General features: G+C 61.5%; 20 protein-coding genes. 12 read left to right on the top strand and 8 right to left on the bottom strand.

Features of this window, described 5'->3' with window-relative positions; translation table 11 throughout:
• Positions 1 to 109 precede the first annotated feature (109 nt).
• The gene (locus C6558_RS18680) at positions 110 to 478 is read left to right on the top strand and encodes an Hpt domain-containing protein (RefSeq protein ID WP_025427193.1); all 369 of its coding nucleotides are present in this window, start codon (positions 110 to 112) and stop codon (positions 476 to 478) included.
• A 181-nt stretch (positions 479 to 659) separates the two neighbouring features.
• Positions 660 to 980, top strand: a complete 321-nt coding sequence (locus C6558_RS18675) for a 2Fe-2S iron-sulfur cluster-binding protein (RefSeq protein ID WP_025427192.1) — start codon at positions 660 to 662, stop codon at positions 978 to 980.
• 463 nt (positions 981 to 1,443) lie between these two features.
• Here the strand turns inward: C6558_RS18675 and C6558_RS18670 are convergent, their stop codons facing one another.
• Entirely contained in the window at positions 1,444 to 2,073 is a 630-nt protein-coding gene (locus C6558_RS18670; RefSeq protein WP_025427191.1) for a DUF922 domain-containing Zn-dependent protease, read from the bottom strand.
• 105 nt (positions 2,074 to 2,178) lie between these two features.
• On the opposite strand from C6558_RS18670, the gene folP reads away from it, so the two are divergent.
• Genes folP through folK form a run of 3 tightly spaced genes read left to right on the top strand, consistent with a single transcriptional unit; the run spans position 2,179 to position 3,927 of the window.
• Positions 2,179 to 3,030, top strand: a complete 852-nt coding sequence (gene folP / locus C6558_RS18665; protein ID WP_025427190.1) for a dihydropteroate synthase — start codon at positions 2,179 to 2,181, stop codon at positions 3,028 to 3,030.
• 14 nt (positions 3,031 to 3,044) lie between these two features.
• Positions 3,045 to 3,413: a dihydroneopterin aldolase gene (gene folB, locus C6558_RS18660; protein WP_025427189.1), complete on the top strand. Its 369-nt coding sequence runs from the start codon at positions 3,045 to 3,047 to the stop codon at positions 3,411 to 3,413.
• Complete coding sequence (gene folK / locus C6558_RS18655) at positions 3,382 to 3,927, top strand: 2-amino-4-hydroxy-6-hydroxymethyldihydropteridine diphosphokinase (RefSeq protein ID WP_371412279.1); 546 nt, start codon at positions 3,382 to 3,384, stop codon at positions 3,925 to 3,927. Before folB ends, folK begins: the two co-directional genes overlap by 32 nt.
• Positions 3,928 to 3,996: 69 nt before the next feature.
• Here the strand turns inward: folK and C6558_RS18650 are convergent, their stop codons facing one another.
• Positions 3,997 to 4,548, bottom strand: coding sequence for a hypothetical protein (locus C6558_RS18650; RefSeq protein ID WP_025427187.1), 552 nt, complete (start codon positions 4,546 to 4,548; stop codon positions 3,997 to 3,999).
• Positions 4,549 to 4,793: 245 nt separating this feature from the next.
• Between C6558_RS18650 and C6558_RS18645 the strand changes: the two genes are divergently transcribed.
• A complete protein-coding gene (locus C6558_RS18645; protein WP_057208752.1) occupies positions 4,794 to 5,660 on the top strand; it encodes a cytochrome b/b6 domain-containing protein in 867 nt (288 codons plus the stop codon).
• A complete protein-coding gene (locus C6558_RS18640) occupies positions 5,657 to 6,445 on the top strand; it encodes a molybdopterin-binding protein (RefSeq protein WP_107027593.1) in 789 nt (262 codons plus the stop codon). Before C6558_RS18645 ends, C6558_RS18640 begins: the two co-directional genes overlap by 4 nt.
• 110 nt (positions 6,446 to 6,555) lie before the next feature.
• On the opposite strand, the gene C6558_RS18635 is transcribed toward C6558_RS18640, so the two are convergent.
• The 3 genes from C6558_RS18635 to C6558_RS18625 form a co-directional block, all read right to left on the bottom strand.
• Entirely contained in the window at positions 6,556 to 7,641 is a 1,086-nt protein-coding gene (locus tag C6558_RS18635; RefSeq protein WP_025427184.1) for a YcjF family protein, read from the bottom strand.
• Positions 7,638 to 9,131 (bottom strand): YcjX family protein, encoded by a 1,494-nt coding sequence (locus C6558_RS18630; protein WP_025427183.1) that lies wholly within the window; start codon positions 9,129 to 9,131, stop codon positions 7,638 to 7,640. Before C6558_RS18630 ends, C6558_RS18635 begins: the two co-directional genes overlap by 4 nt.
• Positions 9,132 to 9,251: 120 nt before the next feature.
• Positions 9,252 to 9,773 carry a histidine phosphatase family protein gene (locus C6558_RS18625; RefSeq protein ID WP_057208685.1) on the bottom strand — a complete coding sequence of 174 codons (522 nt, stop codon included), beginning with the start codon at positions 9,771 to 9,773 and terminating at the stop codon, positions 9,252 to 9,254.
• Positions 9,774 to 10,188: 415 nt separating this feature from the next.
• Between C6558_RS18625 and dksA the strand changes: the two genes are divergently transcribed.
• Positions 10,189 to 10,608 carry an RNA polymerase-binding protein DksA gene (dksA, locus tag C6558_RS18620; protein WP_025427181.1) on the top strand — a complete coding sequence of 140 codons (420 nt, stop codon included), beginning with the start codon at positions 10,189 to 10,191 and terminating at the stop codon, positions 10,606 to 10,608.
• A gap of 101 nt (positions 10,609 to 10,709) precedes the next feature.
• On the opposite strand, the gene C6558_RS18615 is transcribed toward dksA, so the two are convergent.
• Positions 10,710 to 11,675: a flagellar biosynthetic protein FliO gene (locus tag C6558_RS18615; protein WP_107027592.1), complete on the bottom strand. Its 966-nt coding sequence runs from the start codon at positions 11,673 to 11,675 to the stop codon at positions 10,710 to 10,712.
• A gap of 276 nt (positions 11,676 to 11,951) precedes the next feature.
• On the opposite strand from C6558_RS18615, the gene cckA reads away from it, so the two are divergent.
• Positions 11,952 to 14,576 carry a cell cycle histidine kinase CckA gene (cckA, locus tag C6558_RS18610; RefSeq protein ID WP_025427179.1) on the top strand — a complete coding sequence of 875 codons (2,625 nt, stop codon included), beginning with the start codon at positions 11,952 to 11,954 and terminating at the stop codon, positions 14,574 to 14,576.
• Between the two features lie 142 nt (positions 14,577 to 14,718).
• Here cckA and C6558_RS18605 read toward each other — a convergent pair whose 3' ends face one another.
• A complete protein-coding gene (locus tag C6558_RS18605) occupies positions 14,719 to 15,648 on the bottom strand; it encodes a pseudouridine-5'-phosphate glycosidase (protein WP_025427178.1) in 930 nt (309 codons plus the stop codon).
• A gap of 31 nt (positions 15,649 to 15,679) precedes the next feature.
• Complete coding sequence (locus C6558_RS18600; protein WP_057208681.1) at positions 15,680 to 16,627, bottom strand: carbohydrate kinase family protein; 948 nt, start codon at positions 16,625 to 16,627, stop codon at positions 15,680 to 15,682.
• A gap of 239 nt (positions 16,628 to 16,866) precedes the next feature.
• Here C6558_RS18600 and recA point away from each other — a divergent pair, with 239 nt between their 5' ends.
• From recA to C6558_RS18585, 3 genes are all read left to right on the top strand, one after another.
• Entirely contained in the window at positions 16,867 to 17,955 is a 1,089-nt protein-coding gene (recA, locus tag C6558_RS18595) for a recombinase RecA (protein ID WP_025427176.1), read from the top strand.
• 229 nt (positions 17,956 to 18,184) lie between these two features.
• A complete protein-coding gene (gene alaS, locus C6558_RS18590) occupies positions 18,185 to 20,848 on the top strand; it encodes an alanine--tRNA ligase (RefSeq protein ID WP_084814278.1) in 2,664 nt (887 codons plus the stop codon).
• 264 nt (positions 20,849 to 21,112) lie between these two features.
• Positions 21,113 to 21,964 carry a GyrI-like domain-containing protein gene (locus tag C6558_RS18585; RefSeq protein WP_025427174.1) on the top strand — a complete coding sequence of 284 codons (852 nt, stop codon included), beginning with the start codon at positions 21,113 to 21,115 and terminating at the stop codon, positions 21,962 to 21,964.
• Positions 21,965 to 22,312: the final 348 nt, after the last annotated feature.

Raw genomic sequence — 22,312 nt, 5'->3', positions numbered from 1 at the left:
GGCGTCGTCGGTCACGGTGTCCGTGCCGCCCATGGCAATTGGACCGCGAATGTCGCGGGACGGCGTCGGATAAAGACCAACAGCATACAAACAATAGGGAAATTGGCTCATGGCGGCCCTCAGAATTGCCTTCGAAGCTCCCGACACTCCGGGTAGCTCTTCTCTTTCCGGCAAGAAGCCCATCGATTTTGCCCACCTTGCCGCGCAGACAATGGGAGACAAGGCGCTCGAAATCGAAGTGCTGCAATTGTTCGCCCGTCAGGCACGCAAGGTGATGAAGGAAATCACCGATGGCGACGTGAATGGACGTGCCCAGGCGGCCCATCAGTTGAAGGGGGCCGCACTCGCTGTCGGCGCCGTCGACGTCGCTGCTGCGGCCGGCGCGATCGAACAGCGTCCGACCGATGCGGCTTTGCCCGACGTTCTTGCAGAGAGCGTGCTTGAGGCTGAACTGTTTATCCTGAAGCTCTGCCGCTGATTGCAGCGAGCCACAAAGGTGCATCGCGGCCCGCGCTGAAACGCTGCGTCCGCGATGCAACTGCCGGCTGTTGTTGACTGGATGGCCGAATTGTTGGAAGAACTTTCCCTGAATTCGCGCCCGCCGCCCCGCGCGGCTTTGCGCAATCGGCCAGTCCCATCAGCTTATTCCGGAAAGTGACATGACAAAACTTACGATCGTTGCCTTTGATGGCACGCGCCACGAACTCGATGTCGAGAACGGCTCGACCGTCATGGAGAACGCCGTTCGCAATTCGGTTCCGGGTGTCGAAGCGGAGTGTGGCGGGGCCTGTGCCTGTGCCACCTGTCATGTCTATGTCGACGATGCCTGGACGGCTGTCGTCGGCGCTCCGGAAGCGATGGAAGAGGACATGCTGGATTTCGCCTATGATGTCCGTCCGACCTCGCGGCTTTCCTGTCAGATCAAGGTCAGCGATGCGCTGGACGGGCTCGTCGTGCACGTGCCCGAACGCCAGGCCTGATCGCTGGCCGTTGGCGCCCATCTTCAGTCTATCGATCTATTGATGTCATGTTTGCCAAAAAAGCGCCTCGCTGGTCGTGTGACGAGCGAGGCTAGGAGGGCGCATCGCACGCAGATGAGGGAGGGAACATCTGCTGCATGAAGACACGCCAGGAGAACCTGTATTTGCTGCGTCGTCGAGCTTTGCGCTTAAAGAAACGAAACGACACTGCTGAACTCAAGTAACGGCAATATTTATACGTCGTGCAAGACCATGATGGTCCGCCAAATTCCTTTCGACAACGGAGGGTTGGATTTCAATTCGCCCCCACGTTCCATATTCTGAATATAAGCGAGTCGCTCAGCTGTAGCTATCGCTAGATTTCACCAATAAAATACTGTGGGTGCGCACTCGTTGAACAGGTCGCCTCAAAGTATATTCCGGCTATGCTTATGTCGGTCGTGACCGTTGAACAGCGACCTGTCTAGCGCTGCGTTTTCTTCAGCGCATCCAGCCGGTATTGCAGCAATCGGATTATGCGCTTGTCGAAATTGGCCGCCTCCGTCCGGTCGAACCGGGCCTGGTCCTTGTCGTGAGCGGCGATCGCTTCGGTACTGGCGCGTGTGACGCTTTCTTGCATCTGTTCGCAGTCCGCCTGCGGCCTCAGGGCCAGAAACATCTTCTCCATCTCGCGGGCGTGGTTGCGGGCGATCTCGGCGTGGCGTTCCTCGTGCCGCTTGATATCGCTCGACAACGTATCCCAGACCAGAGCGAGGTCGCGGCTGGCCTGCTTGCGATATTTCCAGCGCGGCAGGATGATGCGCGTGCTGAGCGTGACGCGGGCGACGCCGACCGCGCAGCGTCCGCCGCGATTGACGTAGGTGATCGTGCCGCCAAACTTGATCCGCGTCGCGCCCGGATGGCGCGCGCCCGTCGATTTCATCATCGGCCCGGCTTTGGACAGAGCTTTGTCGAGGTCCGCCGCCGTGCGGCCGCCGATCGAGAAATAGGAAAAGCTCTTGTTTATCACCGTTTCGCCGGACGCAGAGCCCAAGGGCATGGCAACCAGAAGGGCAAGAAGGGCGGCTTTGAACGGAACGCGTACTCGAGACATCAATGCGTAGTTCTCTTTAGTTGAACTTCAATCAAGCTTGGGGCATAGCCAGCGTGGGTGCAACAGCAAATCGAAATGGTTGTCTGCGGCGCATCGTGAGGGGAAATGACTTACAATCCATTTCAAAATTTTCATTGGAAGCTGGCGCATGGCCGTAGTCTCGAACTGGGGCCGCGTGGCGTTTTGATGGCGATCATCAATGTTACCCCCGACTCTTTCTCCGATGGCGGTCGTTTCACGGATACGGCAGCAGCCGTTGTCCAGGGCAAGCGCTGCATCGACGACGGCGCCCTGATCCTCGATGTTGGCGGTGAATCGACCAGACCGGACGCAGCGCCCGTGAGTGCCAAAGAGGAACAGAACCGGATCTTTCCGGTCATCGCGGCATTGGCGCGCGACACCGATGCGCTCATTTCAGTCGATACCTATAGGGCAGAGACCGCACGGCTTGCCGTCGACGCTGGCGCCCACATCATCAACGACGTGCACGGCCTTCAGCGCGAACCGGATATCGCGCGGGTTGCTGCGCAGACGGGCGCCGGGCTCTGCATCATGCACACAGGCCGCGATCGCCAGAAGCTTGCCGATGTGGTGGACGACCAGTTCCATTTCCTAGACCGCTCGCTGCAGATCGCGGCAGAAGCCGGCATCGAACGCGAACGGATCGTGCTTGATCCGGGCTTCGGCTTTGCCAAGGACACGGAAGAGAACCTCGAACTGATGGCGCGGTTTACCGAATTGCACCGTTTCGAGCTGCCTTTTCTGGTCGGCACGTCACGCAAGCGGTTCCTTGGTGCTGTCACCGAACGAGAGCCGGCGGACCGCGATGCCGCCACCGCGGCGACCACGGCCCTGCTACGCATGGCGGGTGCGGCCATTTTCCGCGTACATGATGTCGCAAACAGCAGGGATGCGCTGATGGTGGCGGATGCTATGCTGGGTGCAAAGAAGAGCTGACGGGACGGAAAACCATGAGCGCGACCTATACGATCACCCTGAAAAACTGTGCCTTCTTTGCGCGCCATGGCGTTCTCGACGAGGAAGAATTCCTCGGGCAACGGTTTTTCGTCGATGCGGAGCTTGAAGTGGAGCAAGGCTCGGCGCTGGTCGATGATTCGATCGACGACACCGTGCATTACGGCATCGCCTTTACCGAAATCGAGCGCATCGTCACCGGTCGGCGGCGCTATCTGATCGAGGCGCTGGCGCTCGAGGTCGCAAAGACCCTGTGCGTGCGTTTTCCGCAGGTCCGGCGTGCCAAGGTCTCCGTCCGCAAGCCGAATGCACCGGTTCCCGGAATTCTCGATTATGTCGAAGTCACGGTCGAGCACGTCGCCTGAGATGAGCGGGCATATCGCAACTTTGGGACTTGGCGGAAACCTGGGCGAGCCGAGAAGGGCCATGGCAGATGCATTGCAGATGCTCGATGCCAGGCCGGATTGCGCGGTTCGGGCCGTTTCGCGTCTGTATCGGACACCACCCTGGGGCAAGACCGATCAGGACTGGTTCTTCAACGCCTGCGCCGAAGTCGAAACGTTGCTCGGCCCGGAGGCATTGCTGGACGCCTGCCTTGATATCGAGCGGCAGATGAAGCGGGTGCGCGACGAACGCTGGGGCCCGCGCACGATCGACATCGATGTCCTCACCTTCGGCGACCTGTCCCAGACCGAGACCAAGCTGGAGCTACCACATCCGCGCATGACTGCGCGCGGTTTCGTCCTGATGCCGCTTGCGGACTTTGCCTCCGGCATGCGTGTGAACGGACGGCGGGTCGAAGACTGGCTGGCGGATGCCGACGTCACCGGCATCGAGGTGGTGGACGAAGACAGGGGCTGGTGGCGGGCAGGGGCCTGAGTTCGAGTAGCACAAAAAGAAAAGCCCCAGCGTTTGGCCGGGGCTTTTCTCCGCAATCTGGACTGTCGTCTACTTGATCGAGCCGACGGCGATGTTGTCGAGCTGGCGGTTGAGACTGACGCCGATCACCGGCACCATTGTATCCTCGACCTTCACCGAGATGGTGATGTTCATGGTCGAGTCGTTCTGGAGCCGGGCGATCATCGCGCCGTTCAGCTTCTTGCGGTTGATGCCGACGACGACCTTGTCCTTGGCGACGTTGCCGGAGACTACGTCGAGACCCTTGCCATCAGCGCCGTCGAGAAATTTTCCGGTGTAGCTGCCGCCCTTCTGGGTGATCAGCGCCGACATCGGTTGCTTGAACACGCCGACGCGGCAGAAGCCGTCGAGCTTGATGCCGGCATCATTGCCGGCAACCGGTTCGCCGGCGAGATCGCAGGTGAACTTGGTGCCCTTGTATTTCCCGGCGACGATCTCGCCGGGGCCCTTCCACTGGCCGGAGACTTTCTCGAAGAAAGCCTTGTCCTTGCCACCGGAAATGGCTGGCGTAGCAACGCCGACGGTTGCTGCGAGCGCGAAGGCGGCAGCGCCGCGAGCGATCAAAGAAGGGCGCGAGAACATAAACGATCCTTGATGGGTCAACGTCCGAAACTAGGAGCCACATTTGCGCGCAAATGGTTAATGGACGGTTTCTTTCGGGCTGATATCAAGGCTTCTTTGTGTCGGTGATGCGCTCTGTGCGCCGCAGATCGGATGGCTGCAAGGCAGTCACGGCGGCCTCACCGTCATGTGCTACGATGCGCGCAGACGTGTTTATGAAACTCTATCGCAACGGCGTACGTATCCACTTGAAACGCGGAGGTTTCATGATGGCAGCGGCGATCAACAGCACCACCCCGGAAACGGACATCTCGCAGGCACTCATAATCCGCCGCCACGGACTTGCCACGCGGCTGACCCATTGGCTGTGGGCACTGGCATTGTTCTTCCTGCTCCTGAGTGGCCTGCAGATCTTCAACGCCCACCCGACGCTTTATCTTGGGCAGCAATCGGGCTTTGCCTTCGACAACGGCGTGCTGTCCATCAGCGCCGCCCGGACGCAAGATGGAGAGGTCAGGGGCGTGACGACGCTGCTCGGCCTGGGGGTCGACACGACGGGTGTTCTCGGGGTCAGCGGCGCCGCAGACCGGCGTGACTACAGGGCATTTCCAGCCTGGCTAACGGTGCCTTCTTATCAAGACCTGGCGACGGGCCGGGTGATACATTTCTTCTTCGCGTGGCTTTTTGCGACCGTCTTTCTTGTCTGGTTGGTTGCGAGCCTGATCAACGGGCACCTGTGGCGCGACATCCTGCCATCGGCCTCCGATATCAGCGGCCTGCCACGAAGTTTCGTCAACCACGTGCGGTTCCGATTCGATCACGGCCGCAGCTACAATGGCTTGCAGAAACTCTCCTATGCCGCTGTTTTGCTCGTCTTTTTTCCGTTGATGATCCTGACGGGGCTGACGATGTCGCCGGGCATGGACGCGGCCTGGCCATGGTTGATCGACGTCTTTGCCGGTCGACAGACGGCACGCACGATCCACTTCGTCGTCATGCTTTTGCTCGTGGGCTTCTTCGCCATACACATCTTCATGGTTTTTGCCGCCGGGCCGATCAACGAATTGCGCTCGATGATAACAGGGCGTTACCGCATCGATAGCGAGGCGCAGCGCAAGGAGGCAGGGCAATGACGCGGCTTCTGATCAATCGCAGGCGCTTTTTGACCGCCGCCGGCATTGCCGCCTCGACGTTGCCTCTTGCAGGTTGTGATGCATTCGATGGAATCCTGCAAAACAGAAGCCCGGTCCGTGATGTCCTGGCATCGGCGAACAGCCTGACTTATCGGGTACAGCGGCTATTGATGGACGCGGACCGGCTGGCGCCTGAGTTCGCCGAAAGCGAAATCCGCCAGGGACAACGGCCGAACGGCTCGACCGATCCGACCGACCCGGAGTATATCGCCCTCCAGCAGGATTTTTCCGGATACCGCCTCGGCGTCACCGGTTTGGTCGAAAAGCCGCTCAGCCTGACATTGGCCGAATTGCGCAACATGCCGTCGCGGACACAGATCACCCGCCACGACTGTGTCGAGGGCTGGAGTTGCATCGCCAAATGGTCGGGCGTTCCGCTTGCCAAGGTACTTGATGAAGCCAAGATCAGACCGGAAGCGCGTTATGTCGTCTTCCATTGCTTCGATCGCATGGGTCTCGGGCTTTCCGGACCGACGGCCTACTACGAATCGATCGACCTCATCGATGCGCGCCATCCGCAGACGATCCTTGCCTATGGATTGAACGGACGGTCACTTCCGGTCGCCAATGGCGCGCCGCTTCGAGTGCGCATCGAGCGGCAGCTCGGCTACAAGATGGCGAAGTACATCAGTGCCATCGAGGTCGTTGCGGATCTTTCGACGTTCGGTCGTGGACGCGGCGGCTTCTGGGAAGAATTGGGCTATGAGTGGTATGCGGGCATCTAGTTCTACAGGCCGCGCGTCTTTTCAGACGCGCAAAGGTCGCTGAAGCACTTTGAATTTCTGCATGTTTTCATCCTTAAGTCGGGTAGGTTTTAGGAAACATGCAGTCGTTTCTAGACGTCGCCGTTCTGACTAGCCGCGCGACCGGCACCGGGCGCGAGGTCCGAAAGAAAGTCGCCGATCCCGGGACGTTTCAGTGCTCTGAAAGGCATCGGTCGGCAAAGGTCCATGGCAGCGATGCCGATGCGGGCGGTCATCAGTCCATTGATTACGCCTTCGCCGAGCCGGGCCGAGAGTTTTGACGCCAAGCCGTGGCCAAGCACCTGCTGGATGAGGCTGTCACCGGCGGCGATCGAGCCGGTGACAGCGAGATGGGCGATAACGTCGCGCATCAGCCTGATCATGCCGAGCGTACCGGGGCGGCCGCCATAAAGCTCGGCCATCGCGCGGATCATGCGAGCGGATTCATAAAGCACATAGCCGAGATCGACGAGCGCGCGGGGGCTGACGGCGGTGACGATCGACACGCGCTTGGAAGCGGCGAGAATGATGCGCCGGGCCTCGCGATCGAGCGGCGTCAACAATTCGCGCTCCGTCAGGTCAAGCAGATGCGGGCCATCGATGATTTCGCCTTCGGTTTCCTTAAGGCGCGTACGACCGCGTGCCGTGCGCGGATTGGTGGCGAGAAGATGGACGAGTTTTTCCGAAGCGGACCGTGCCAGCTTGGTATTGCCGGAAGCGGCGGCATTCTCCGTTTCCGTCTTCAAGCTCTGGACGGCAGTCAGTTGCATCATGCCTGAAAGCTCGCGGCCAATGACTACCAGCAGTGCCAGGAGCCCGATGGCAACGATACCCATTGCGGCATAGCCGAGCCAGTCGGCGCGGGAAAACAGGTCGCGGATGAGGCGGTCGACCCAAAGACCCGTCGCCAGCGAGAGGAGAATGCCGAATGCCCCCATGGCGATCTTGCCGACGGACAGGCGACGCCTGCGCGGGTTTGCCTCCGGCAAAGCGAGGCTTTCGACGCCAAGCGTCGTTTCCCGGAAGGGATCCTCCGTGTCGGGGGTCATCACCACCTTGTCGTCGAAGCTCGCCGGGGCGCGGCGGGGGCGGTCGCTTTCCGCCGGCTTCTGCTCCGGATCCGGGTTCACCGAAAAAGCACCGGGCTTTCGGCCACGGCTGTTGAAATCGTCACTCATGCCAACCGGTCTCCGAACAGGAACTGCATCGCCCGATCGAGCCGGATATGCGGCACCGACAGCTTCAATCCGCCGCCCGTCTCTTCAAGATGCGGCGGCCGGAAGCGCACGAAACTGAGCTCGGGCATCGGGTGCACGTCGCCGAATTTTTTCGCCGACGCATCGGCATCAAGCGCCCTAAAAAAAACTTCAGGATCATCCGGCAAGTCACCGGGAAATATCGCTGTTTTCCCTTCACCGTCGAAGGTCTCGCCGTTGATCTTCTCGCCAGCGATCGGTGTTCCGACGATAACCGGAAGCGTATGCCCTCCATGGTCGACCGTGGCCTCGCGTGTCGCCCGGACCGAGGCGATCGCCATGACCTCGAGCCCCGCACCGCTCATGCCGATGCGGGCGGCTGCCCGGCTGACGAGACGCGCCGTGATGCGCTCCAACCGATCGTGGCTTTCGTGGTGCAGATGGTCCGCCTTCGTCGCGGCGATCAGCACCTTGTCGATCCGTCGGGTCAGGAAAGACGAGAGCCAGCTGTTCGTGCCGGGACGGAAGCAGGCGAGCACGTCGGCCAGCGCCTGCTCCAGATCGAGCAGCGCTTCCGGCCCGCCATTGATCGCCTGTAGCGCATCCACCAACACGATCTGACGGTCGAGCCGAGCAAAATGCTCGCGGAAGAACGGGCCGACGACGTGCTTCTTGTAGGCTTCGTAGCGGCGCTCCATCATCGCCCAGAGCGAACCTTTCGGCGCACGGCCCTCGGGCAGGTCGGGCAGTGGCGAGAAGGTCAGGGCAGGTGAGCCCTCGAGATCGCCCGGCATCAGGAAGCGACCGGGCGGCAGGGTCGAGGGCGAGCTCGCGTCCGCCTTGCAGGCTTTGAGGTAGGCGGTGAAGCTTTCGGCGAGCCGGCGCGCGCTGCTTTCATCGGCGATCGCCGTTGGTCCCGCAGATGAGGCAAGCGTCAGCCAATCCGCCGACCGGTTGGCGCGGCCCGGAGCACGGGCGCGGGCAACCGAATTGTCGCTGAACTGCTTGAAATCCTGTGCGAGTAGCGGCAGATCAAGTAACCATTCACCGGGATAATCGACGATATCGAGCGACAGCCGGCCGGCCGAGAACAGCCTGTTCCAGCCGCTGGCGCTCTCGAAATCGAGGGTAATGCGAAGCTGCGAGATCGCGCGGGTCGAATCCGGCCAGATACGATCGCGCACCAGGGCGGCAATGTGATCCTCGTACTGAAAGCGCGGCACGGCGTCGTCCGGCTGGGGTTCAAGCCTTATCTTCGAGACGCGGCCGGAGCGCACCGGCTCGAACACCGGCAGCCGTCCGCCGTTGAGGAGATTGTGGACCAGCGACGAGATGAAGACGGTCTTTCCGGCTCTCGAAAGCCCGGTGACGCCCAGCCGGATAGAGGGATTGACGAGGCCCGATGCACGATCGGTGAGATTGTCGAATGCAATCAGGGCGTCGTCTTTGAAGCTGGTCAGATTTGGCGCCAAGTCGTGCTATCCCTCGCGGACCTTGCCGCTTTCGTTCATGCGAATGTCTGCCAGACGTGCGGCAGGTCCTGTTTGCCTTGGCGATATAGGAAATATTTCCCGCACCGCAACAATGGCATGTCATTTCGGTTCCCTGGTTGGCAGGATCAGCGACACCAGCGTGGCCGTTGCGGCGCCGCCTGGGCCTCCCTGTAAGTCAAGGATCGCAAGGGCTGCCGGCGGATAACCATGCGGAAGGGCGTCGGTCGCCGCCTCGTTCCCGGCAAAGCGGCGGAAGAGTTCGTCAATCATCGGATTGTGTCCGACGATCATCAACGAATTCAGATGCCTGTTTGCATCGATGATATCGGTATAGACGCTTGCCGGGCCGGTATAGAGCGCATCGACATAGCGGATCTGGATGTCTTCGCTGACGGATCGGAAGAAGGGTTCCGCGGTCTGGCGACAGCGGACCGCCGTCGAGCACAAGATCAGCTCCGGCCGGATGCCGCGATCGGCAGCCATCTGCGCGATCAGTTCCGCCTCGGCATATCCTACGTCGTCGAGCGCGCGATCGAAATCACGTTGACCGGGCAAGGCCCAACCGGAGCGGGCATGACGCAGAAGGAAGAGACGGAAGGGCCTGGCGGCACTGTCTTGCATATATTGAATTCCGGTAGCTGCCGGCCGCGGGTCGCGACGGGATAAAGTATCGCCGGATCGGGGTCTTGCGCGTCTCGCGGCGGATCACCACCTTTTCCCGTCGATGATGCAAAGATCAAGCTGTGAACCGCTTTTTTCAGGGGATTGCCCGGTTGCCGCCGGGCGCACCAATCCCGGCAAAAGGGCGGCGTCGCGCTGGCGGCAGAACATCCAAGTTACGACCGGTCTTCTTGGCGCCGGGTAGGTGATCATCTCTACGACTAAGATCTCATCTGTAATTTTGATGAAATATTCGCCAGTTAGCCTGAATTGCAAGCATTGTTAAAATACGGTTGAGTGTCTAATCCGAGGCTTGAATCGCGGCTTCCATGGGGCTATACACCGCCGCAATGAGATGTTCTTCAGGAGAATCGCGTTGAGTGAGAAGATCGATCTTAGTACCTTTGTCCTCTCGGAGGACGAGGAATTCATGAATGCCACCCACCGGGCCTATTTCCGGGCCAAGCTGAATGCTTGGAGAAACGACATCCTTCGCGAGGCACGCGAGACACTGGATCACTTGGCCGAGGAGAGCGCCAATCATCCCGATCTCGCCGACAGGGCCTCTTCCGAAACAGACCGGGCGATTGAACTGAGAGCCCGCGACCGTCAGCGGAAGTTGATCTCGAAAATCGATGCGGCGCTACAGCGGCTCGATGAAGGGACCTACGGCTATTGCGAGGAAACGGGAGAGCCGATCGGCTTGAAGCGTCTGGACGCCCGACCGATCGCAACGCTCTCGATCGAGGCGCAGGAGCGCCACGAGCGTCGGGAAAAGGTCTATAGGGACGAATAAGGGTCCGATTTCCGGATCAGTCTTGAGAAAAAGGCGCGGGTTGACCGCGCCTTTTTCTTTTTGCTGAATGTTTGTTCCGTGGTGAAATGACGCCGAATGTGTCAAGGCTTACGGCCGGCGGAGATGTCGGCGAGCATGCGGTTCATCTCTTCCTCGATCGTCGGCTCCTTGCGGACATCGTCGATCGGTGCGCCGAGCATCGGCTCATGGCGGGCGGCAGCGGCCACAGGCGCGCGATTTTCCGGACGTGCGGCCGCCGCAGCCGGCGTCAGCCGCTGCAGGTCACCGCTGATTTCGGCGTCGAGGATACGTTCGAAGTCCGAAAGCGCGCTTTGGGCAACGGGCTGCGATTGGGCAACGGCTGCAGGACGCTGTTCCTGCACTGGCGGCTGGGTCGGCAGCACGCGGCTGCGGGCGGCATCGAAGATGCCCTCGACCTTCTCGGCCGTATTGACAGGGGCAACGATCTCGGGCGCCTGTGGCGCAACCCTTTCGACCGGACGCGGCTCAATGGCCATCACGGGGGCCATCACAGGAGCCGGGCGCTGTTCGACAATCGGGCGAACCGCCGGGGCCGGCTCGACACGCGCAACCGGCTGCTCCTGCGGTATCGCCGCCGGACGCACTGGCGCGGCGACGGCCATCTCCGGCTGTACGACAGGGCGCAACTGCACCGGCGCTGCTGCCCTTGTCTCTGTTCCATTGCCGCTGGCAACCGGCTGCTCGATCGGCTTGCGCTCGATGACTGCCGGACCGTCGTTCGCTGAGGCGCTCTCATCGATCGGTGCAAGCCGGCTTTCGATGACGATATCCGTAGGTCCGCCGATCATGATCAGGTGTTCGACGTCGTCGCGACGCACGAGCACCAGGCGACGGCGTGTGTCGACAGCGGCCGCATCGAGCACAGCGAGGCGAGGCTGCCTGTTCTTGCCGCCGCGAATGAAGGGCGACGACGGCCTGTTGCGCATGATCCAGAGCACGGCCACGAGGCACAGAAGCCCGATCGCAACGGCGCCGGCGGCGATAATGAATCGGCTACCGTTGTCTCCGACGATCGTTTCCATCATAGGCTGAACTCCTTAAAGCCTTTCGAGTGGCAGTATTTGACGGCTTTTTTCGGGCTTGGACAAGCACTTCGCCGACATTCCCTGTGAATTGACCGCTGCGCTTCCGCACAGGTGCTTTTTGCTGTTATCTCTGATCGTTAAAGATGATTCCTATCCGAATGATCGAGGGCGTGTCGGGATTGGCCGATTTCACCTGGCGGATTGCGCGGATGCCGGCCGGAGCGCCGGACCGTATCGGCTATGTGCCGGGCGGTATTGGCGGCAGATGAGGACCCGATGACGAAAATGCGGCAGTCAGGTGACTACCAGATGCCGGTTGTTGACCGTGGCGTCAGGCCGGGAACCGTCATGCGGATCGTCCTGCTTGCGATCGTTCTGACCGTCTCTGCGATCGCCTTCGTGATCTTCAAGAACGAGTTGGACAACGAGATCGTGCTCGGCATCCTTGGCGTTCTTGCCATGGTCGGCATCTTCTTCCTCGTCTCGTCGGTCATCGGCTTCATCGAGGTGATGCCGCAATCGCGGCCGGACGAACTGGCGCGCGCCTTTCTCGACGCCCATGAAGACGGCACGATCGTCACCGACCGCAAGGGCCGCATCATTTACGCCAACGCCGCCTACGGCGCGCTGACCGGCGCGAAGAATTCTGCCGGCATCCAGTCGCTCGAAACGATCCTGTCGCGAAACCGCGAGGCGACCGAAGCGATCTACCGCCTCACCAACGGTCTGCACGAAGGCAAGCAGGGGCACGAGGAGTTTCGGCTGTTGAAGCCGCTGGCGACCGGTGCTGCGTCCAGCGGCTCTGGTGCCCACTGGTTTCGCTTGAAGGCCCGGGTGTTGCCGCTCGAAGATAGTGACCGCAACCCGCTCTATCTCTGGCAGATTGCCGACATCACCGCCGAACGTGACGACCAGGAGCGGTTCTTCAAGGAACTGCAGAACGCCATCGATTATCTCGACCATGCTCCGGCCGGCTTCTTCTCCGCCGGGCGCAAGGGCGAGATCTTCTACATCAACGCTACCCTTGCGGATTGGCTGGGCATCGACCTGACAAAATTCCAGCCGGGCTCCATGAGCATCGGCGATCTTGTCGCCGGCGAGGGGTTGACGCTGGTGCAATCGGTGCAGGCGGAGCCAGGCCTGAAGAAGACCAAGGTGCTGGATCTCGATCTGCGCAAGTCCAACGGCCAGAGCCTGCCGGTGCGCATGGTGCACCGCGTGTCGTCGGCACGCGATGGCGCGCCCGGCGAAAGCCGGACCATCGTCATGTCGCGCGACGGCGGCGAGGACGAGGATCAGTCGGCGTCGAGCGCTGCGATGCGCTTCACCCGCTTCTTCAACAATACGCCGATGGCCATCGCCTCGGTCGACGGCAACGGTCGCATCCTTCGCACCAATGCGCCGTTCCTCAAGCTGTTTTCCGGCCTTGTCTCCCAGGACGATGTCGAGCGTGGCGCGCTGATCGAAACGGTGGTGCATCCGACGGAAAAGGGCCGTCTGCATGAGGCGCTTGCCGCCGCCAAGGATCGCCAGGGCGATATCGCGCCGATCGACGCCTTGCACCCGGCCGATGGCGAGCGGCATTTCCGCTTCTATATCAATGCCGTCATCGACCAGAGCGATCAGGCTCCGGAAGAGGCAGCGATCATCTACGCGCTGGAGATTACCGAGCAGAAGGCGCTCGAAAACCAGATGGCGCAGACGCAGAAGATGAATGCGGTCGGCACGCTTGCGGGCGGCATCGCGCACGATTTCAACAACGTGCTGACGGCGATCCTGCTGTCCTCCGACCACCTGCTTTTGTCGGCGCGACCGGCCGATGCGAGCTTTGCCGATCTGATGGAGATCAAGCGCAACGCCAATCGTGCGGCGGTGCTCGTCAGGCAGTTGCTCGCCTTCTCGCGCAAGCAGACCATGCGGCCGACAGTGCTGAGCATGACCGACGTGATCGGCGACCTGCGCATGCTCGTCGATCGCATGACCGGGACCAACGTCAAGGTCGAAGTCGACTACGGGCGCGATCTCTGGCCGGTGCGCACGGATCTCGGCCAGTTCGAGCAGGTGCTGCTCAACCTTGCCGTCAATGCGCGCGATGCCATGCCGTCAGGCGGCATCATCACGCTTCGCACGCGCAATCTGCCGGCAACGGAAATCGCGGCCATTGGCCGGCGCGAACTGCCGGAGGAAGATTTCGTCATGGTGGAGGTTTCCGACCAGGGAACCGGTATTCCGCCAGAAATTCTCGACAAGATCTTCGAGCCCTTCTTCACCACCAAGGAAGTCGGCAAGGGCACGGGCCTTGGTCTTTCGATGGTCTACGGCATCGTCAAGCAATCCGGCGGCTACATCTATCCGGAATCCGAAGTCGGCAAGGGAACCACCTTCCGCATCCTGCTGCCGCGCCATATCGACATTCCGGAAGCCGCGGGTGAACCGACGCAGGGCGCATCCAATGGGGCGGTGACGCTGCCGCCGGCTGAAGCTGTCGCCAAGCCAGTCGCCAAGACCGAGGAACCGACCGATCTCACCGGTGATTCAGCCGTCGTCCTCCTGGTAGAGGACGAAGAAGCGGTCCGCCGCGGCGGCAAGCGCATGCTCGAGACCCGCGGCTATACCGTGCACGAGGCAGGCTCTGGCGTCGAAGCACTCGAGATCATGGAGGAGCTCGATGGCGCCGTCGATATCGTCGTTTCGGACGTGGTGATGCCGGAAATGGACGGGCCGACACTCTTGACGGAGCTGCGCAAGAAGTACCCGGACCTGAAGTTCATCTTCGTCTCGGGTTACGCGGAAGATGCCTTCGCCCGCAATCTTCCTGCCGACGCCAAATTCGGCTTCCTTCCGAAACCGTTCTCGCTGAAGCAACTGGCCGTGGCCGTGCGCGAGATGCTGGACTCCTGAGGCGTGCGCGAAACTGCGCAGTGCATTGAGCGAATCTGAGAAATCGCGGCGCGCATTTCGGCGCTCGCCAAGAATTGCAGTCCAACAAAAAGCCCGACGCTTTCGCGCCGGGCTTTTCTCTTATGATCTTAATGTCAGTCGACTACTTCGCGGTCAGCGCCACAGCGATTTCGCCGGCGAGGCGGGCATTGTTCTCGACCAGCGCTATGTTGGTTTCGAGGCTGCGGCCCTCGGTCATGTGGAAGAGGTTGTCGAGCAGGTACGGGGTGACCTCCTTGCCGGAAATCTCATCGCGTTCGGCGTTGTCGAGCGCGCGGCCGATGTAGATTTCCATCTCCTCGCGCGCGATCTCGCTTTCGGCCGGAACCGGGTTCGCGATCAGCATGCCGCCATCGACGCCGAGCAGTTCGCGCATGTTCTGGAAGTTGGCGATTGCCGCTGGGCTGTTGAGCATCAGCGGGCTCTTGAGGCCCGAATCGCGCGACCAGAAGGCCGGGAACACGTCGCTGTCATAGGTCACAACAGGCACGCCGCGGGTTTCGAGGACCTCGAGCGTCTTCGGAATGTCGAGGATGGCTTTCGCGCCGGCGCAAACGACGATGACGGCCGTGCGTGCCAGTTCGTCGAGGTCGGCGGAGATGTCGAAGCTCAGCTCGGCGCCGCGGTGCACGCCGCCGATGCCGCCGGTCGCAAAGACGCGGATGCCGGCGCGGGCAGCGGCGATCATGGTGGCGGCAACGGTCGTCGCGCCGGTGCGGCGCTCGGCGATGGCAAAGGCGAGATCGGCGCGCGATACCTTCATCGCGCCTTCGGTCTTGGCCAGCTCTTCCAGCTTCGCATCGTCAAGGCCGATATGCAGAACGCCGTGAATGACGGCGATCGTCGCCGGAACGGCACCCTGGTCGCGGATGATCGCTTCGACGCTGCGGGCCATGTTGAGGTTGCCCGGATAGGGCATGCCATGGGTGATGATCGTCGATTCCAGTGCCACGATCGGCGCGCCGCGTGCCTTGGCGGCTGCAACCTCGTCGGAATATTCCATCGGCAGGAAGGGGGAAGCGGGTTTGGTCATGGTTTTTCCTTGGGAGTTCGGCTGGCGGCGTTCATGCCAGCATTTGAGGTGCCGGCACAAGGGCCAGTGCCTGTTCGAGGTTGGCCTGCGACATTTGTTCCGAGGCGGCCAAGGGAGAGCGAAGCGTAATGCCGGCGGCGGCAATGCCGCGCCGCAGGCATTCCGACAGATCATGGCCGGCAAGACGGGCGGTGAGGAAGCCTGATGCCAGGGCATCGCCGGCGCCGGTAACATCGGCGAGCTCCGGCAGGGCCGGCGGCGTCGCGACGCAGACGGTTTCGCGATCGAAGGCGACGACCGCTCTGCCGCCTCGGGTAACGACGCCGCCATTGAGCCCGGCGGCGCGCAAAAGCGGCGGCCAACCCTCAGCATCCGCCGCATCCTTGCCGGTGAGCGCCCGCGCCTCGGCCTCGTTCATGAACAGGAAGCTGAGCCTGACCAGGCTCGGCTGGAATCGGATCACCTTTGCCGGCGATACGGCGATACCGGCGACAATGCGCCCATCCGTCGACGCCGCCGCTACGAGGGCGGCGATGGTTTCTTCGGGCAGGTTCGCATCGGTCAGCACCAGCCGGCTGTCGGCGATGGCATCGCGCAATGCGCGCCGCTGCAACTGGCGCGGCGAGAACATCCGGTAGAGATCCATGTCGGCAAGGGCGATCACCAGGTTGCCGTCATTTTCAATGATCGCAGTGTAGCTCGGCGTCTGGCGGTCGAGAAAGGTGAGGGGATTGTCGATGACGCCGGCAGCCGCTGCGGCCGCCGTCACGATGTCGCCAGCAGCGTCACCACCGCGCGTGCTGATCATCCGGACGCTATGACCCAGTCGTGCCAGGTTGCGCGCAGCGTTGAAGCCGCCGCCACCTGCCTCTTCGAACCAGGTGCCGGGGTTGCTCGAACCGGGTGCGGTCGTGCCCGAGATGCGGCCGCGCCGATCGATATGAGCGCCGCCGAAGACGGCGATTTCGCCTTCCTTCATGAATGTTCCTCTGCTGTCTATCGGCCGAATCGGATCGGGAGGGTTCATCGTCTCAGGGTGCGCCTGGCGCTGCCAAAAAAATTACGCAGCAAAGCGTGAACATGAATCGAACACAATCCGAATAATTCCTATTTTTCAATGTCTTGTCCTGCTCTTGCAAAAACGGAACAAAACATGTACAAAAACTCGTGCGGCGGCTTCATTGCCTCGGTAGCTTCAATAACCTAAAGGTGGACCAAATGGCACAAAACTCTTTGCGGCTCGTAGAGGACAAATCGGTGGATAAAAGCAAGGCACTTGAAGCGGCACTTTCCCAGATCGAACGGTCGTTCGGCAAGGGATCGATCATGAAGCTCGGTGGGAAGGACAGCATCATCGAGATCGAGACGGTTTCGACCGGCTCTCTCAGCCTGGACATCGCACTCGGCATTGGTGGCTTGCCGAAGGGCCGCATCGTCGAAATCTATGGTCCGGAAAGCTCGGGCAAGACGACGCTGGCGCTGCAGACCATCGCAGAAGCACAGAAGAAGGGCGGCATCTGCGCCTTCGTCGACGCCGAACACGCACTCGACCCGGTTTATGCGCGCAAGCTGGGCGTCGATCTCGAAAACCTGCTGATCTCGCAGCCCGATACCGGCGAACAGGCGCTCGAAATCACCGATACGCTGGTACGCTCCGGGGCGATCGACGTTCTCGTCATCGACTCCGTCGCAGCGCTCGTGCCGCGCGCCGAAATCGAAGGCGAAATGGGCGACAGCCTGCCGGGCATGCAGGCCCGTCTGATGAGCCAGGCGCTGCGCAAGTTGACCGCCTCGATCTCGAAGTCGAACTGCATGGTGGTCTTCATCAACCAGATCCGCATGAAGATCGGCGTCATGTTCGGTTCGCCGGAAACGACGACGGGCGGCAATGCGCTGAAGTTCTACGCCTCCGTTCGCCTCGACATCCGCCGTATCGGTTCCGTCAAGGAGCGCGAAGAAGTCGTCGGCAACCAGACGCGCGTCAAGGTCGTCAAGAACAAGATGGCGCCTCCCTTCAAGCAGGTCGAATTCGACATCATGTATGGCGAAGGCGTCTCGAAGACCGGCGAACTCGTCGATCTCGGCGTCAAGGCTGGTATCGTCGAGAAGTCCGGTGCCTGGTTCTCCTATAACAGCCAGCGCCTCGGCCAGGGTCGCGAGAACGCCAAGTCGTTCCTCAGGGACAATCCGGACCTGTCGCGCGAGATCGAGACGGCTCTGCGTCAGAACGCCGGCCTGATCGCCGACCGGTTCCTCGAGAATGGTGGTCCGGAACCCGACGACGGCGACGACGCTGCCGAAGCATAAGCAGCGAGCCGAGCTTCAAGCTTTCAAAACCGGTCGCCTTCATCGGCGGCCGGTTTTTTGCTGCCGTCTGGACAGCATGATACGCGAACGATAAAAGCCTGTGGTTCCGGCGACCGAGGGCGTTGGAGGGCGCAGCCGTCAGCGATGGCCGCGGGGTCGAAGGATAACGGCGAGTGGCGCGGCAGATGCCGGGGCCTGGGCCTGAATTGGTGCACAGATAGGACGCAAGATGAGCGGCGTGAATGAAATCCGGTCGACGTTTCTCGACTATTTCCGCAGGAATGGTCATGAGGTGGTGTCGTCGAGCCCGTTGGTACCGCGCAACGACCCGACGCTGATGTTCACCAATGCCGGCATGGTCCAGTTCAAGAACGTCTTCACCGGGCTTGAGCAGCGTCCCTATTCGACGGCCGTGACGGCGCAGAAATGCGTGCGCGCCGGCGGCAAGCACAACGACCTCGACAATGTCGGCTACACCGCGCGCCACCACACCTTCTTCGAGATGCTCGGCAATTTCTCCTTTGGCGATTACTTCAAGGAAAACGCTATCGAGCTTGCCTGGAACCTGATCACCAGGGAATATGGCCTCGACGCCAAGCGCCTGCTGGTCACGGTCTATCACACCGACGACGAAGCCTTTGGCCTTTGGAAAAAGATCGCCGGCCTTTCCGACGACCGCATCATCCGCATCCCGACCAGCGACAATTTCTGGGCCATGGGCGATACCGGCCCTTGCGGTCCTTGCTCGGAAATCTTTTACGACCACGGCGACAAGATCTGGGGCGGGCCTCCTGGTTCTGCCGATGAGGACGGCGACCGCTTCATCGAGATCTGGAACCTCGTCTTCATGCAGTACGAGCAGATCACCAAGGAAGAGCGCGTCAACCTGCCGCGTCCGTCGATCGACACCGGCATGGGCCTCGAGCGCCTGGCAGCCGTGCTGCAGGGCCAGCACGACAACTACGAAATCGATCTCTTCCGCGCATTGATTGCCGCGTCTGAAGAAGCAACCGGCGTCAAGGCCGAAGGCGACCAGCGCGCCAGCCATCGCGTCATTGCCGACCACCTGCGTTCGTCCGCCTTCCTGATCGCCGATGGCGTGCTGCCGTCGAACGAGGGCCGTGGTTATGTGCTGCGCCGTATCATGCGCCGCGCCATGCGCCACGCGCAGCTGCTCGGTGCCCGCGATCCCTTGATGTGGAAGCTGCTGCCGGCGCTCGTCGGCCAGATGGGCCGCGCCTATCCGGAACTGATGCGCGCCGAGGCGCTGATCTCGGAGACGCTGAAGCTCGAGGAAACCCGCTTCCGCAAGACGCTGGAGCGTGGCTTGAACCTCCTGTCCGAAGCCTCGGCCGACCTTTCCGAAGGCGATCAGTTCAATGGCGAAACCGCCTTCAAGCTCTACGATACCTACGGCTTCCCCCTCGACCTGACCCAGGATGCGCTGCGCGCCAAGGGCATCAGCGTCGACACCGACGCCTTTACGACCGCCATGGAGCGGCAGAAGGCCGAAGCCCGCGCCAATTGGGCAGGCTCCGGCGAAGCGGCAACCGAAACCATCTGGTTCGAGCTGCGCGAAAAGCACGGCGCGACCGAGTTCCTCGGTTACGATACGGAAGTTGCCGAAGGCGTCGTCCAGGCGATCTTGCGCGATGGCGCTGTCGCTCAGTCGGCCACCAAGGGTGAAGCCGTCCAGATCGTCCTCAACCAGACGCCGTTCTACGGCGAATCGGGTGGACAGATGGGCGATACGGGGACGATCACCACCGACGGCGGCAAGCTTGTTGTGACCGACACGCAGAAGCGCGGCGAGGGCCTGTTCGTTCATTTCGGCGTCGTTGCCGAAGGCACGATCAAGACCGGCGACGCGGCCCAGCTCGAAGTCGATCATGCCCGCCGTTCGCGCCTTCGCGCCAACCATTCGGCCACCCATCTGCTGCATGAGGCGCTTCGCGAGGTGCTCGGCACCCATGTGGCGCAGAAGGGCTCGCTGGTTGCGCCCGAGCGCCTGCGCTTCGACGTATCGCATCCGAAGCCGATGACGGCCGAGGAGCTGAAGATCGTCGAGGAGATGGCAAACGAGATCATCGTTCAGAATACGCCGGTCACCACGCGCCTGATGAGCGTCGACGATGCGATTGCCGAAGGCGCCATGGCGCTCTTTGGCGAGAAATACGGTGACGAAGTGCGGGTCGTGTCCATGGGGCAGGGCATTCACGGCTCCAAGGCCAACCGTGCCTATTCGGTCGAACTCTGCGGCGGCACCCACGTTTCGGCAACCGGCGACATCGGTCTGGTGCGCGTCGTTTCCGAAAGTGCCGTTGGCGCCGGCGTGCGCCGCGTCGAGGCGCTGACGGGCGAGGCAGCCCGTGCCTATCTCAACGAGCAGGACGAGCGGGTGAAGACGCTTGCCAACACGCTCAAGGTTCAGCCGGGCGACGTGCTCGGCCGCGTCGAGGCACTGCTCGACGAGCGCCGCAAGCTGGAGCGCGAACTGACGGAAGCCAAGAAGAAGCTGGCGCTCGGTGGCGGCGGTCAGGCCGGATCGACCGATGCCGCGCGCGACATCGCCGGCATGCGTTTCCTCGGCAAGGTCGTTTCCGGTGTCGAACCAAAGGATCTGAAGAGCCTGGCCGATGACGGCAAGAAGAGCCTCGGCTCCGGCGTCGTCGCCTTCGTCGGCGTTTCCGGCGATGGCAAGGCAAGCGCAGTCGTGGCTGTCACCGACGATCTGACTTCCAAGGTCAGCGCAGTCGATCTCGTGCGTATCGCCTCGGCCGCCCTTGGCGGCAAGGGCGGCGGCGGCCGCCCTGATATGGCGCAGGCCGGCGGCCCTGACGGCGAGAAGGCAGCCGACGCGATCGAGGCCGTTGCCGTTGCATTGGCCGGCTAAGGACACTGCATAATTCCTCAAATCGGATGCGATTGGAGGATAAAATTATGCAGCAAGTTTAAGGTGTTACAGTGCCATTTGCGCGTCATACTTGATGCGCGGCGCTGTAGGCGCAGAAACGTGAAATTGAAAAGGGCGCCGGTTTCGGGCGTCCTTTTTTGTGATTGCGATTGCCCCCTCTGCATGCTCGCCGCAAAACTCCGCAGGATTTGTCAAAGTCGTCTATGGTCTACCGATCCGTGAGCAAAGCGCGAAGGGCTAGACATGGACGAGCGGGCGACCTGGGCAAGCTACGAAAGACGGCTGCACAGGGTGAGCGACTACATTTACGGCCATCTCAACGAGGAGCTCGATCTCGACCGTCTCGCTGAAATCGCCTGCCTGTCGCCACACCACTGGCACCGAATCTACAGGGCCGTCCACGGCGAGACGTTGGCGGCAACGGTCAAGCGGCTACGGCTGCAGAAGGCCGCCGCCGATCTCGTGCAGTCCGATCTTCCTGTCGAAGCGATCGCGCAGCGCTCTGGCTACCCCAATATTCAATCCTTCAACCGCACCTTCAAGGCCGTCTATGGACTGCCGCCGGCGCGGTATCGGAGGGAGGGCAGCCACAAAACCTTCGAAACCGCTTCATCGGAAGGAATTGCGGATATGTATGAAGTCACCCTCAAGGAGATCGACGGCTTCGATCTCGTCGGCGTCGCCCACTCCGGCTCTTATATGGGCATCGGCAAGGCATTCGAGACGCTCTACGGCACACTGATTTCGCGCAATCTTTATCGTCCGGACATGGAGATGATCGGCATCTATCTGGATGATCCGGAACTGGTGCCGGCGGACAGGCTGCGCTCCTTTGCCTGCGTCACCGCCAAGGAGACCCTGCCTGCCGATGCACCGCTGACACCCCAGACGCTCGAGGGCGGACGCTATGCCGTTCTGCGCCACAAAGGCCCCTATGCGGACATGCCCTTGGCCTATCAATGGCTTTACGGCACGTGGCTGCCGCAATCCGGCCGCGAGGTGCGCGACAGCCTGATGTTCGAGAAGTATCTCAACAATCCGCGCGACGTGCCGCCGACCGAGCTCTTGAGCGAGATCTATCTGCCGCTGAAATGACCCGCTCGACTTCTCTCGTCATCCTCGGGCTTGCCCCGAGGATCCACCTGAGCCGTCGCCAACGCACAGATGTCCTTGGGCTCAAGAGGCTTGGCCTGGATGCTCGGGTCAAGCCCGAGCATGACAGAGGGAATGGGTCGCCAGAGGTTCTTGGAACTGCGGCTATCCAACCAAAAAGAAACCCGGCACAAGGCCGGGTTTCGCATTCGGGTCGATGGCGTGTGCCGATCAGGCAGCCATTGCCTTCTTCAGGTTCTCGTCGATCTTGTCGAGGAAGCCGGTGGTCGAGAGCCACGGCTGGTCGGGGCCGATCAGGAGCGCCAGGTCCTTGGTCATGAAGCCGGCTTC

Source organism: Ensifer sp. NM-2 (assembly GCF_003024455.1).
GTDB lineage: Bacteria > Pseudomonadota > Alphaproteobacteria > Rhizobiales > Rhizobiaceae > Ensifer > Ensifer canadensis.
Note: the sequence above shows the minus strand (reverse complement) of the source record. Positions and strands in the feature narration are given on the sequence as shown.

What these genes read in the sequence shown, in the direction of transcription:
- C6558_RS18680 (WP_025427193.1), top strand. Translation starts at nt 110, where the DNA reads ATGGCGGCCCTCAGAATTGCCTTCGAAGCTCCCGACACTCCGGGTAGC.
- C6558_RS18675 (WP_025427192.1), top strand. Translation starts at nt 660, where the DNA reads ATGACAAAACTTACGATCGTTGCCTTTGATGGCACGCGCCACGAACTC.
- C6558_RS18670 (WP_025427191.1), bottom strand. Translation starts at nt 2,073, where the DNA reads ATGTCTCGAGTACGCGTTCCGTTCAAAGCCGCCCTTCTTGCCCTTCTG.
- folP (WP_025427190.1), top strand. Translation starts at nt 2,179, where the DNA reads ATGACTTACAATCCATTTCAAAATTTTCATTGGAAGCTGGCGCATGGC.
- folB (WP_025427189.1), top strand. Translation starts at nt 3,045, where the DNA reads ATGAGCGCGACCTATACGATCACCCTGAAAAACTGTGCCTTCTTTGCG.
- folK (WP_371412279.1), top strand. Translation starts at nt 3,382, where the DNA reads ATGTCGAAGTCACGGTCGAGCACGTCGCCTGAGATGAGCGGGCATATC.
- C6558_RS18650 (WP_025427187.1), bottom strand. Translation starts at nt 4,548, where the DNA reads ATGTTCTCGCGCCCTTCTTTGATCGCTCGCGGCGCTGCCGCCTTCGCG.
- C6558_RS18645 (WP_057208752.1), top strand. Translation starts at nt 4,794, where the DNA reads ATGATGGCAGCGGCGATCAACAGCACCACCCCGGAAACGGACATCTCG.
- C6558_RS18640 (WP_107027593.1), top strand. Translation starts at nt 5,657, where the DNA reads ATGACGCGGCTTCTGATCAATCGCAGGCGCTTTTTGACCGCCGCCGGC.
- C6558_RS18635 (WP_025427184.1), bottom strand. Translation starts at nt 7,641, where the DNA reads ATGAGTGACGATTTCAACAGCCGTGGCCGAAAGCCCGGTGCTTTTTCG.
- C6558_RS18625 (WP_057208685.1), bottom strand. Translation starts at nt 9,773, where the DNA reads ATGCAAGACAGTGCCGCCAGGCCCTTCCGTCTCTTCCTTCTGCGTCAT.
- C6558_RS18615 (WP_107027592.1), bottom strand. Translation starts at nt 11,675, where the DNA reads ATGATGGAAACGATCGTCGGAGACAACGGTAGCCGATTCATTATCGCC.
- cckA (WP_025427179.1), top strand. Translation starts at nt 11,952, where the DNA reads ATGACGAAAATGCGGCAGTCAGGTGACTACCAGATGCCGGTTGTTGAC.
- C6558_RS18605 (WP_025427178.1), bottom strand. Translation starts at nt 15,648, where the DNA reads ATGACCAAACCCGCTTCCCCCTTCCTGCCGATGGAATATTCCGACGAG.
- C6558_RS18600 (WP_057208681.1), bottom strand. Translation starts at nt 16,627, where the DNA reads ATGAAGGAAGGCGAAATCGCCGTCTTCGGCGGCGCTCATATCGATCGG.
- recA (WP_025427176.1), top strand. Translation starts at nt 16,867, where the DNA reads ATGGCACAAAACTCTTTGCGGCTCGTAGAGGACAAATCGGTGGATAAA.
- alaS (WP_084814278.1), top strand. Translation starts at nt 18,185, where the DNA reads ATGAGCGGCGTGAATGAAATCCGGTCGACGTTTCTCGACTATTTCCGC.
- C6558_RS18585 (WP_025427174.1), top strand. Translation starts at nt 21,113, where the DNA reads ATGGACGAGCGGGCGACCTGGGCAAGCTACGAAAGACGGCTGCACAGG.